General features: G+C 65.3%; 1 protein-coding gene. It reads left to right on the forward strand.

The window, feature by feature from the left end; translation table 11 throughout:
- Window positions 1-251, forward strand: a 251-nt coding sequence (locus tag IB264_RS34425) for a VCBS domain-containing protein (protein WP_192435400.1), incomplete at both ends; no start/stop codon positions are given.

Below are 251 nucleotides of genomic sequence, written 5' to 3' on the forward strand. Positions count from 1 at the left end.
CCACAGCGCCACCTTCACCGCACAGGGCGGCGGCTATCTGGGCTCCTTCTCACTCGGCGCGCTGAACCAGGCGAGCGACTCGGTCGGCTGGACCTTCCAGGTTGCAGACAGCGTGCTGGACTCGCTGCAGGCCGGCCAGACGCTGACGCAGAAGTACGACGTGACCGTCGATGACGGCCATGGTGGCACGGCAGTGCAGACGGTGACGATCGTGATCACCGGCACGAACGACGTTCCACTGATCACCTCTG

Source organism: Ensifer sp. ENS11 (genome assembly GCF_014851895.1).
GTDB lineage: Bacteria > Pseudomonadota > Alphaproteobacteria > Rhizobiales > Rhizobiaceae > Ensifer > Ensifer canadensis.